Origin of the sequence: Mycobacterium sp. 1081908.1 (assembly GCF_001673535.1) — a bacterium.
GTDB lineage: Bacteria > Actinomycetota > Actinomycetes > Mycobacteriales > Mycobacteriaceae > Mycobacterium.
Map to the genome: position 1 here is coordinate 1 of NZ_LZLY01000067.1, position 10,424 is coordinate 10,424.

Sequence of the window (10,424 nt, forward strand, 5' to 3'; positions counted from 1 at the left end):
GACTACTTGGATTGTCATCGCCGCGGTCGTCGGGGGCGTGCGGTTGCCGCGGTGATCGTGGCGGCCAGCGCGGCGGTGCGGCCGGCGCGTTCGGCCGCCCGGGCGGCGCGCCGCGGCGCGGTCGCAAGTCCAAGCGGGCGAAACGCGCCGAATACGAGAACATGCAGGCGCCGGTCGTCGGGGGCGTGCGGTTGCCGCACGGCAACGGCGAGACCATCCGGCTGGCCCGCGGCGCATCGCTCTCCGATTTCGCCGACAAGATCAACGCCAACCCGGCCTCGCTGGTGCAGGCGCTGTTCAACCTCGGCGAGATGGTCACGGCCACCCAGTCGGTCGGCGACGAGACGCTCGAACTGCTGGGCAGCGAGATGAACTACGTCGTGCAGGTCGTCAGCCCCGAGGACGAGGACCGCGAGCTTCTCGAGTCCTTCGACCTGACGTACGGCGAGGACGAGGGCGGCGAGGAGGACCTGCAGACGCGTCCGCCGGTGGTGACCGTGATGGGTCACGTCGACCACGGTAAGACCCGGCTGCTGGACACCATCCGCAAGGCCAACGTCCGCGAGGGCGAGGCCGGCGGCATCACCCAGCACATCGGCGCCTACCAGGTCGCCGTCGACTTCGAAGGCAGCGAGCGGCTGATCACCTTCATCGACACCCCGGGCCACGAGGCGTTCACCGCCATGCGCGCCCGTGGTGCCAAGGCCACCGACATCGCGATCCTGGTGGTCGCCGCCGACGACGGCGTGATGCCGCAGACGGTGGAGGCCATCAACCACGCGCAGGCCGCCGATGTGCCGATCGTGGTGGCGGTCAACAAGATCGACAAGGAGGGCGCCGACCCGGCCAAGATCCGCGGGCAGCTCACCGAATTCGGTTTGGTGGCAGAGGATTTCGGTGGCGACACGATGTTCGTCGACATCTCCGCCAAGCAGGGCACCAACATCGAGGCGCTGGAGGAGGCGGTGCTGCTGACCGCCGACGCCGCCCTGGACCTGCGGGCCAACCCCGACATGGAGGCCCAGGGTGTCGCGATCGAGGCGCACCTGGACCGCGGTCGCGGGCCGGTGGCCACCGTGCTGATTCAGCGCGGCACGCTGCGGGTCGGCGACTCGATCGTCGCCGGCGACGCCTACGGTCGCGTGCGCCGCATGGTCGACGAGCACGGCGAGGACGTCCACGAGGCGCTGCCGTCGCGGCCGGTGCAGGTCATCGGCTTCACGTCGGTGCCCGGCGCCGGTGACAACCTCCTGGTCGTCGACGAGGACCGCATCGCACGCCAGATCGCCGACCGGCGCAGCGCCCGCAAGCGCAACGCCCTGGCGGCGCGGTCCCGCAAGCGGATCAGCCTGGATGATCTGGATGCCGCGCTGAAGGAAACCAGCCAGCTGAACCTGATCCTCAAGGGCGACAACGCCGGTACGGTCGAGGCGCTGGAAGAGGCCCTGATGGGCATCGAGGTCGACGACGAGGTGGCGCTGCGCGTCATCGACCGCGGTGTCGGTGGCATCACCGAGACCAACGTCAACCTGGCGTCGGCGTCGGACGCGATCATCATCGGGTTCAACGTGCGCGCCGAGGGCAAGGCGACGGAGCTGGCCAACCGCGAGGGCGTGGAGATCCGCTACTACTCGGTGATCTACCAGGCGATCGACGAGATCGAGAAGGCCCTGCGCGGCATGCTCAAGCCGATCTACGAGGAGAACCAGCTGGGTCGCGCCGAGATCCGGGCGATCTTCCGGTCCTCGAAGGTCGGCATCATCGCCGGCTGCATGATCAGCTCGGGTGTGGTGCGCCGCAACGCGAAGGCGCGGTTGCTGCGGGACAACATCGTGGTCACCGACAACCTCACCATCACCTCGCTGCGCCGGGAGAAGGACGACGTGACCGAGGTCCGCGAGGGCTTCGAATGCGGTATGACGCTGGGCTACTCCGACATCAAGGAAGGCGACATCATCGAGTCCTACGAGCTGGTCCAGAAGGAACGCGCCTGATGGCCGACCCCGCAAGGGCGCGCCGTCTGGCCAAACGGATTTTCACGATCGTCGCCTCGGCGATCGAGTTCGAGATCAAGGATCCGGGCCTGGACGGGGTGACCATCGTCGACGCCAAGGTGACCGCCGACCTGCACGACGCGACGGTGTTCTACACGGTGATGGGCCGCACGCTCGACGACGAGCCGGACTACGCCGCCGCGGCGGCGGCGCTGGAGCGGGCCAAGGGCGCGCTGCGCACCAAGGTCGGGGCCGGCACCGGCGTGCGCTTCACGCCCACGCTGACGTTCACCCGCGACACGACCGCCGACAGCGTGCGGCGGATGGAGGAATTGCTGGAGCGTGCCCGCGCCGCGGACGCCGATCTGGCGCGGGTTCGCTCGGGTGCCAAGCCGGCCGGGGAGGCCGATCCATACCGGGTCAGAGGGGCTGGGGACGCGAGCGACGGGAACGCCGGTGACGACGATCGACCCGAAGACTGACCTGGCCGGTGCCCCGCGGGTCGGGGCACGTGTCGACGCCGGCGCCGCCGTCGAGCTGCTGTCGGGCGCCGCGACCGTCGCGGTGATCGCCCACGTCCACCCCGACGCGGACACCATCGGCGCGGGCCTGGCGCTCGCGCTGGTGCTGGACCGGTGCGGCAAGCGCGTCGAGGTCAGCTTCGCCGCGCCGGCGTCGCTGCCCGAGTCGCTGGCCTCGCTGCCCGGTTGCCGGCTGCTGGTTCGCCCGGACGAGCTGCGCCGCGACGTCGATCTGGTTGTCACCGTTGACGTTCCGAGCGTCAAGCGGCTCGGCGAGCTGAGCGATCTGGCCGGCCCCGGCCGCCGGTCGCTGGTCATCGACCACCACGCCTCCAACGAGCTGTTCGGCAGCGCCAACTTCATCGACGTGACGGCCGATTCCACCACGATGATGGTCGCCGACATCCTCGACGCGTGGGGCGAGCCGATCGACCGGGACGTCGCGCACTGCATCTACGCCGGTCTGACGACGGACACCGGATCGTTCCGCTGGGCCAGCGCCCGGGCGCTGCGGCTGGCGGCCCGGCTCGTCGACCTCGGCGTCGACAACGCCGCGATCAGCCGGACGCTGATGGACACCCACCCGTTCGGGTGGCTGCCGCTGCTGTCGCGGGTGCTGGGCTCGGCGCAGCTGGTGCCGGACGCGGTCGGCGGTCGCGGGCTGGTGTACGCGGTCGTCGAGCATCGGGACTGGGTCAGCTCGCGCGCCGAGGAAGTCGAGAGCATCGTCGACATCGTGCGCACCACGCAGCAGGCGGAGGTGGCGGCGGTCTTCAAGGAGGTCGACCCGCAGCACTGGTCGGTGTCGATGCGGGCCAAGGCCCAGGTGGATCTGGCGGCGGTCGCGTCGAAGTTCGGCGGCGGCGGGCACCGGCTGGCCGCCGGCTACTCGACCGTCGGGTCGATCGACGACGCCGTCGCGTCGTTGCGCTCCGCGCTCGGCTAGAAGGCCCAGCTGCCCGACGGCTGCAGCACGAAGCCGTGGTCTCCGCTGGTGGTGTCCAGACAGGCGACGACGTTGCCGGCGTCGACGGCGCAGGTCACGTTCAGGTACGTCAACTTCGCGCCGGGGGCCAGCGGTTTGCCGCCCGAGGTCAGCGCGGGCGGGTTGCCGTCGCACCCGCTGTAGGTCATGCGGCTCAGTTCGTAGCCGGGTCCCTTGAAGTTCACCGCGCCCACGACGCAGTCGCCCGGTTTGGAGTGGCCGCCACCGGGAAACGGGACGTCGTCCATCCCGGGCGCGTCGCCGCTGCACTTGATGTCCTGCGACGGTTGGGGAGCGGGCGCCGGCCCGCCGTAGAAGTCGCACACCAGGGTCGGCGTAACGGAAAAGCTGATGCGGGGTGTCCCGCCCTGGGACGGCGTCGCGTAGCCGTCCACCGGGACCGCGGTGAACCGGCTCAGGTCGGGGAATCTCGGCGGCGGGTCGGCCGCGGCGCGCGGCACTGCGGTGGCCGCGATCGCGGATGCCGCCGCCAGAGTGAGGGCTCCCATGGTGACACCGCCTGCGCGCATCGCTTCCTCCTACCGGACCTGGGCCCGCCCGCGTTGCAGCACGGCGTCGCGGTTGGCCGCGATGTCGTCGCCGCTGGTGCGGAATTGCCGCGCGGCCGTCGCCTCCAGCCACAGCCCGGTGCTGGTGTGCGTGTCGTCGATCCGGTGATACGACGCCAGCAACGCGCGCACCGCGTTCTGGTTGTTGCCGACGATCGAGGCGGCCACCTGGCGGGCGGTGGCCATCAGCCGGTCGTGCGGCACCACCTCGGTCACCAGGCCGGCGCGCAGCGCGTCGGCGGCCGACAGGTAGTCCCCGGTCAGGCTCATGCGCCGGGCCAGGCCGACGCCCACCTTCTGCGGTAGCCGCACGCTCAGCCCCCAGGTGGGCAGCAGGCCCACCCGGGCGTGCGTGTCGGCGAAGCGGGCCTGCTCGGACGCGATCAGGACGTCGCAGTACAGCGCCAGCTCCAGCCCGCCGGTGACCGCGGCGCCGTTGATCGCGCCGATCACCGGCTTGGTCAGCGGTGGCCAGCGCGGCGAGATGTCGGGCAGCGCCGACTCGCTGCCCAGCTCCTTGAGATCCAGCCCCGCGCAGAACACCGGGTCGGCGCCGGTCACGATGACGACGTCGACGCCGTCGTCGGTCTCGGCGTCGGCCAGGGCGCCGAAGAACCGGTCCCGCAGCGCCGAGGACAGCGCGTTGCGCGCCTGCGGGCGGTTGAGGGTCAGGGTGCGCACCCGCTCGTCGGTCTCGATCAGCAGGACGTCTGTCATGTGTTCACCGTAGAGGGTCGCTCCCGGCGTTTATCGTGGAGCCATGTGCCGGAACATCACCGAACTGCGGGGCCTGCAGCCGCAGGCCACGCCGGAGGAGGTCGCGGCGGCGGCGCGCCAGTACGTGCGCAAGGTCAGCGGCATCACCCGCCCGTCGGCCGCGAACGTCGACGCGTTCGAGGCGGCGGTCGCCGAGGTCACCGAGACGACCGCGCGATTGCTGGCGGCCCTGCCGCCGCGGCGCCAGCCGCCCAAGACCGTGCCGCCGCTGCGCCGCCCCGAGGTGGTGGCCCGCCTCGCGGGAGCCAAGTGACGCCCGCGCTCAAGGAGTGGGGCGCGGTGGTGCACGCGCTGCTCGACGGCCGCCAGCGGGTGTTGCTGCGCAAGGGCGGCATCGGCGAAAAGCGCTTCGAGCTGGCGGCCCGCGAGTTCCTGCTGTTCCCGACCGTCGCCCACAGCCACGCCCATCGCGTCCGCCCCGAGCACCGCGACCTGCTGGCCGCCGGGGCCGACGACAGCGCCGACGATCACCTGGTGCTGCGCGCCGCCGCGAAAGTTGTTGCGGCGCAAGAGGTTAACCGGCCTGATGGGTTGCCGGTGATCGAGGACCTGCACATCTGGACGGCCGAGTCGGTACGCGAGGATCGGCTGGATTTCCGGCCCAAGCACAAGCTGGCCGTGCTGGTGGTGTCGGTGATCCCGCTGGCCGAGCCGGTGCGGATCCCGCGGGCCCCCGAGTACGGCGGCTGCACCAGTTGGGCGCAGCTGCCGCTGGCCGATGTCCGGCTGGCCGCGCCGGTGCACGACGAGGCCGCGCTAAACCGGGTGGCTCTCCGGGTCCGCGACGCGGTCGGCTGACGGGTCGGCGGGGCCTACGGGCAGCAGCAGCCGGGACCGCCCGTAGTGCACGGCGTGGGTGGCGGGTGTGGACTTCAGGCCCGTCAACAGCGGTTCCTCGGTGCCGAGGTTGCGCGCGAAACGCGGGAACCAGCTGCCCGCGATCAGGACGCGGATGCGCGAGCCGGCGCGGAAGCGGTGGGCGATCCCGTCGAGTTCCACCCGCACGATCTCGGTTCCGGCGGTGGCGTCCGCGGCGCCCAAGCGGCGGTAGCCGTCGCTGACGTTGCGGGAGCGGCCCTTGGCGTCGACCTCGCTGACCCGAACGAACAGATCGACGTGGGGGTTGTCGGAGCTGTGCGCCAGTTCGACCACCGGTTCGCCGTAGGCATACAGGTCGTGGGTGAGCGTGAGGCTGGTGAAGGCGAGGACGTCGTCGCGCGCGGCGAGGCGGCTGTCGTCGCGGTAGCCCCCGTTGGTGGACAGCAGCGGGCCGCCGGTGGTGGGCGTCGGGTCGGCGGGGTCGTAGCGAAATGTGGCCGGCGCCAACCCGTTCAGCGTCGGCGCCGTCTCGCCCAGGTGCCCGCCGGGCCGCAGGTACAGCGCGCGTTCGGTGGTGGCCGGCGGCCAGTCGGGCAGGCGGCGCCAGGCCTGACCCCCGTCCACGCCGGTGACGCAGACGTGCACGCTGCTCGGCCGGCGCCGGGCCGTCTCGCCGCCCAGGTGGGTGTCCAGCCACTCCAGCGTCTCCCGCGCGCTGATCGGCAGCGCCTTGCCGAGCAGCTGGGTGTGGGTCCACGGGCCGACGGTGAGCGCGACCTCGACACCGCGGCCGCGCAGGCGGGCGTACTGCTGCAGCGTCTGTCGGATGAAAATGTCCTGCCAGCCGCCGATGAGCAGCACCGGCACCCGCGCCCGGTCCAGCGCGTCGGTGAACCGCCGGGCGTCCCAGAACGCGTCGTCGTTCGCGTGGTGTTCGATCCACGATTCGAACCACGGCGCACCCTCGCCGAGCAGGGCCCGGGCCGCGGCGCCCAGCGGCAGGGCGGCCGCCGCCTCCATCACCTTGCGCCGGGCCTGTAGCTGACGCAGCGCCATCTTGACCCGTCGCGGGTCCTCCTGGTGCGCAACCAGATCGCTCCAGCCCAGGAAGTCGTTGACGGCGAAGGAGCCGGTGCCCCACACCGAGGCGTTGAAATCGTGTGGGCCCGCGGTGATCACGGCCGCGGCCAGCTCCGGCGGCGGATCCTGCAGCAGCGCCCACTGGGTGAAGCCCAGATAGGACACCCCGACGGTGGCGAATCGACCGGTGAACCACGGCTGCTCGCGCAGCCAGACGACCGTGTCGGCGCCGTCGGCGGCCTCGTTGACCATCGGGTCGAATTCGCCGCCCGACCCGTACGTGCCGCGCACGCTCTGCAGCACGACGTGGTAGCCGCGCGCGGCGTGCAGCCGGGCGTAGGCGTGCGAGAACGGAAACCGCCGCCCATAGGGCCCCCGGACGAGCAGGGTGCCGGCCGGGCTGGAGGTGGCGGGCGCGTAGTGGTCGGCGGCCAGCGTGACCCCGTCGCGCATCGGCACGTCGACGCGCTCCACGGTGTACTCGGTGCTCGCCCGCGGCAGGCCCAGCAGCCGGCCGAGCGCGGCGTCGACGACCGGTCCCAGCGTGCCGGGTTTGGGCTGCGCGGGGCGCGTCGAGGTGGTACTCACCGGCCCCACACTAGGTTTTTCCGGGGCGCCGGGCGAGCGTAATCAGAACTTGTAGTAGGGGGCGAGGTCGTTGGCGCGCTGCAGGTTGGTGGACATGCAGTCCACCTCCGGGTTGGAGTAGACCGTCGAGAAGTACAGCGCCTGCTGCAGCACCCCGTAGCTGGTCTTGAACGCGACCATGCACGAGTAGAACCAGAAGCTGTTGTGATACGTCGGCTTCATCACCCAGTACTGCGCCGCGCGGTGCCCCTGGATCGTGGTCTCGACGGCGTCGGGGGGCAGGGATTGCTCGTAGGTGCGCCAGATGATGGGCTCGACGGCCACCTGGTAGTTGCCCGCGTCGAAGTGGCAGCGCAGCCCGTCCTCGTGTTCGGGCGGCGTGAACGCCAGCCCGAGCCGCTGCACGACGTCGAACGGGATGTCCTCGCACGCGTCGAAGGGGCGCGGGTCGGTCGTGGCCACGATGGGACTCTTCATGGTGGTCTCCATCGGCGCGGCCGTCGACCGCAGCTCGACGGGGCCGCCGCCGCTCGGGCCCGGCGGGGCGCTTTGCCAGCCCACGACCAGCGTCGTGGCCAGCGCGCCCAGCGCTCCGATCAGCCGCAGCTTGGCGATCACCACACCCCCTGGATGCCTCGGCGGTACTTGCCGGAGTGTACAAGAGAACACGTTCTAATCCCGCGGGCAAGGGCCTGGCGGAAACCGGCTCGCCGCGCGGGGCCGTTAGGCTGGTTAGTCGTGGCCAGCCGGGAACCGACCAATGGTGCGCAGCCGACGCTGTGGGCCGTTTCCGACCTGCACACCGGTCACCTCGGCAACAAGCCGGTCACCGAATCGCTATACCCGTCGTCGCCGGACGACTGGCTGATCGTCGCCGGCGACGTCGCCGAACGCACCGACGACATCCGCTGGGCCCTTGACGTGCTGCGTCGCCGGTTCGCGAAGGTGATCTGGGTGCCCGGCAATCACGAGCTGTGGACCACCACCCGGGATCCCATGCAGATCTTCGGCAAGGCCCGCTACGACTACCTGGTCAACATGTGCGACGAGCTGGGCGTGATCACGCCGGAGCATCCGTACCCGGTGTGGACCGAGCGCGGCGGCCCGGCCACGATCGTGCCGATGTTCCTGCTGTACGACTACACCTTCTTGCCCGAGGGGGCGACGAGCAAAGCCGAGGGCATGGCGATCGCGCGGCAGCGCAACGTGGTGGCCACCGACGAGTTCCTGCTCTCGTCCGAGCCGTACGCCACCCGCGAGGCCTGGTGTCGCGAGCGGCTGGCCGCCACCCGCGCCCGCCTCGAACAGCTGGACTGGATGACGCCGACGGTCCTGGTGAACCACTTTCCGCTGGTGCGCGACCCCTGCGACGCGTTGTTCTACCCCGAGTTCTCGCTGTGGTGCGGCACCACCAAGACCGCCGATTGGCACACCCGCTACAACGCGATCTGTTCGGTGTACGGCCACCTGCACATTCCGCGCACCACCTGGTACGACGACGTGCGCTTCGAGGAGGTGTCGGTGGGCTACCCGCGGGAGTGGCGCCGCCGCAAGCCCTACAGCTGGCTGCGCCAGGTGTTGCCGGATCCCCAGTACGCGCCGGGCTATCTCAACGACTTCGGCGGTCACTTCGTGATCACCCCCGAGATGCGCCGCCAGGCCCAGCAATTCCGGGAACGAGTGCGGCAGCGGCAGTCTCGATGACGGCCCGCACCCTGGTGGCGTCGGTGTTGCCCGACACCGCATCGCAGGACCTCGCGTATTCGGAGGTGTATTCCGACCCGCCGGGCTTGAGCCCGTTGCCCGAAGAGGAGCCGCTGATCGCCAAGTCGGTCGCCAAGCGGCGCAACGAGTTCATCACCGTGCGGCATTGCGCCCGCGTCGCGATGGGCGAGCTCGGGGTGCCGCCGGTGCCGATCCTCAAGGGCGACAAGGGGCAACCGTGCTGGCCCGACGGCGTGGTGGGCAGCCTCACGCACTGCACGGGGTATCGCGGCGCGGTGGTGGGGCGCGCCGGCGCGGTGCGCTCGGTGGGCATCGACGCCGAACCGCACGACGTGCTGCCCGACGGAGTGCTGGGCGCGATCGCCCTCGAGGATGAACGCCAGGAGATCTCCGCGTTGCCCGGCGGCCTGCATTGGGACCGGATCCTGTTCTGCGCCAAGGAAGCGACGTACAAGGCGTGGTTCCCGCTGACCGAGCGCTGGTTGGGTTTCGAGGACGCCCACATCGTGTTCGACCCCGATTCGCCCGGCGGGACCACCGGGGCGTTCGTCTCCAAGATCCTGATCGACGGGGCCGCGCTGTCGGGGCCGCCGCTGCCGGCGCTGCGGGGCCGCTGGTCGGTCGAGCGCGGGCTGGTGCTGACGGGGATCGTGCTTTGACCGAACCGGGCATTGGCCCGGGACTAGTCGTCGTCGACAAGCCCGCCGGGATGACCAGCCACGACGTGGTGGGCCGTTGCCGCCGCATCTTCTCCACCCGCAGGGTGGGGCACGCGGGGACGCTGGACCCGATGGCCACCGGGGTGCTGGTGATCGGCGTCGAGCGGGCCACCAAGATCCTCGGGCTGCTCACGGCGGCGTCGAAGTCGTACGCCGCCACCATCCGCCTCGGGCAGACCACCTCCACCGAGGACGCCGAAGGCGAAGTGCTGCAAACGGTTCCGGCCGGGCACGTGACGGATTCGCAGATCGAAGCCGCGGTCGCCGGGCTGCGCGGCGACATCGAGCAGGTCCCGTCGGCGGTCAGCGCGATCAAGGTGGACGGCCGTCGCGCCTATCGCCTGGTCCGCGAGGGGCAGACGGTCGAGCTCGCGGCGCGCCCGGTGCGCATCGAGCGGTTCGAGGTGCTGGCCGTGCGCCGCGACGGCGACGTGATCGACGTCGACGTCGACGTCGACTGCTCCTCGGGCACCTACATCCGCGCGCTGGCCCGCGATCTCGGGGCCGCGCTGGGCGTGGGCGGGCACCTGACGGCGTTGCGGCGCACCCGCGTCGGGCGTTTCGGGCTGGACCGGGCGCGCTCGCTCGAGGACCTGGCCGAGCGGCCCCGGCTGACCCTGACCCTGGACGAGGCGTGCCTGCTGGTG

The 10,424-nt window shown here is 71.2% G+C and carries 12 protein-coding genes; 8 read left to right on the forward strand and 4 right to left on the reverse strand.

Annotated elements, in window-relative coordinates; genetic code table 11:
* From infB to A5655_RS09200, 3 genes are all read left to right on the forward strand, one after another.
* Window positions 1-1,994 (forward strand): translation initiation factor IF-2 (gene infB, locus A5655_RS09190; RefSeq protein WP_067008555.1); only part of this gene is annotated, 1,994 nt, incomplete at its 5' end.
* Complete coding sequence (gene rbfA / locus A5655_RS09195; protein ID WP_067008529.1) at window positions 1,994-2,476, forward strand: 30S ribosome-binding factor RbfA; 483 nt, start codon at window positions 1,994-1,996, stop codon at window positions 2,474-2,476. The genes infB and rbfA, both read left to right, overlap by 1 nt.
* Window positions 2,451-3,461, forward strand: a complete 1,011-nt coding sequence (locus A5655_RS09200; protein ID WP_067008531.1) for a bifunctional oligoribonuclease/PAP phosphatase NrnA — start codon at window positions 2,451-2,453, stop codon at window positions 3,459-3,461. The genes rbfA and A5655_RS09200 overlap by 26 nt, the downstream gene beginning before the upstream one ends.
* Here the strand turns inward: A5655_RS09200 and A5655_RS09205 are convergent.
* Entirely contained in the window at window positions 3,458-4,030 is a 573-nt protein-coding gene (locus tag A5655_RS09205) for a hypothetical protein (RefSeq protein ID WP_067008533.1), read from the reverse strand. The genes A5655_RS09200 and A5655_RS09205 overlap by 4 nt on opposite strands.
* A 9-nt stretch (window positions 4,031-4,039) precedes the next feature.
* On the reverse strand, window positions 4,040-4,786 hold the full coding sequence (locus A5655_RS09210) for an enoyl-CoA hydratase (RefSeq protein ID WP_067008536.1): 747 nt from the start codon (window positions 4,784-4,786) through the stop codon (window positions 4,040-4,042).
* Window positions 4,787-4,829: 43 nt separating this feature from the next.
* On the opposite strand from A5655_RS09210, the gene A5655_RS09215 reads away from it, so the two are divergent.
* Both A5655_RS09215 and A5655_RS09220 read left to right on the forward strand, forming a co-directional pair.
* Entirely contained in the window at window positions 4,830-5,099 is a 270-nt protein-coding gene (locus A5655_RS09215; protein WP_067008540.1) for a DUF2277 domain-containing protein, read from the forward strand.
* On the forward strand, window positions 5,096-5,644 hold the full coding sequence (locus A5655_RS09220; RefSeq protein ID WP_067008543.1) for a DUF1802 family protein: 549 nt from the start codon (window positions 5,096-5,098) through the stop codon (window positions 5,642-5,644). The genes A5655_RS09215 and A5655_RS09220 overlap by 4 nt, the downstream gene beginning before the upstream one ends.
* Here A5655_RS09220 and A5655_RS09225 read toward each other — a convergent pair.
* On the reverse strand, window positions 5,603-7,333 hold the full coding sequence (locus tag A5655_RS09225; protein ID WP_067008558.1) for a CocE/NonD family hydrolase: 1,731 nt from the start codon (window positions 7,331-7,333) through the stop codon (window positions 5,603-5,605). The two genes, A5655_RS09220 and A5655_RS09225, sit on opposite strands and share 42 nt — an antisense overlap.
* A gap of 42 nt (window positions 7,334-7,375) precedes the next feature.
* Window positions 7,376-7,951 (reverse strand): DUF3558 domain-containing protein, encoded by a 576-nt coding sequence (locus A5655_RS09230; RefSeq protein ID WP_067008562.1) that lies wholly within the window; start codon window positions 7,949-7,951, stop codon window positions 7,376-7,378.
* Between the two features lie 120 nt (window positions 7,952-8,071).
* Between A5655_RS09230 and A5655_RS09235 the strand changes: the two genes are divergently transcribed.
* The 3 genes from A5655_RS09235 to truB all read left to right on the forward strand — a co-directional run.
* Window positions 8,072-9,037 carry a metallophosphoesterase gene (locus A5655_RS09235; protein WP_067008546.1) on the forward strand — a complete coding sequence of 322 codons (966 nt, stop codon included), beginning with the start codon at window positions 8,072-8,074 and terminating at the stop codon, window positions 9,035-9,037.
* Window positions 9,034-9,717 (forward strand): 4'-phosphopantetheinyl transferase, encoded by a 684-nt coding sequence (locus tag A5655_RS09240; RefSeq protein WP_067008549.1) that lies wholly within the window; start codon window positions 9,034-9,036, stop codon window positions 9,715-9,717. Before A5655_RS09235 ends, A5655_RS09240 begins: the two co-directional genes overlap by 4 nt.
* A gap of 11 nt (window positions 9,718-9,728) precedes the next feature.
* On the forward strand, window positions 9,729-10,424 hold a 696-nt coding region (truB, locus tag A5655_RS09245), incomplete at its 3' end, for a tRNA pseudouridine(55) synthase TruB (protein ID WP_255361996.1).

What these genes read in the sequence shown, in the direction of transcription:
- rbfA (WP_067008529.1), top strand. Translation starts at nt 1,994, where the DNA reads ATGGCCGACCCCGCAAGGGCGCGCCGTCTGGCCAAACGGATTTTCACG.
- A5655_RS09205 (WP_067008533.1), bottom strand. Translation starts at nt 4,030, where the DNA reads ATGCGCGCAGGCGGTGTCACCATGGGAGCCCTCACTCTGGCGGCGGCA.
- A5655_RS09210 (WP_067008536.1), bottom strand. Translation starts at nt 4,786, where the DNA reads ATGACAGACGTCCTGCTGATCGAGACCGACGAGCGGGTGCGCACCCTG.
- A5655_RS09215 (WP_067008540.1), top strand. Translation starts at nt 4,830, where the DNA reads ATGTGCCGGAACATCACCGAACTGCGGGGCCTGCAGCCGCAGGCCACG.
- A5655_RS09240 (WP_067008549.1), top strand. Translation starts at nt 9,034, where the DNA reads ATGACGGCCCGCACCCTGGTGGCGTCGGTGTTGCCCGACACCGCATCG.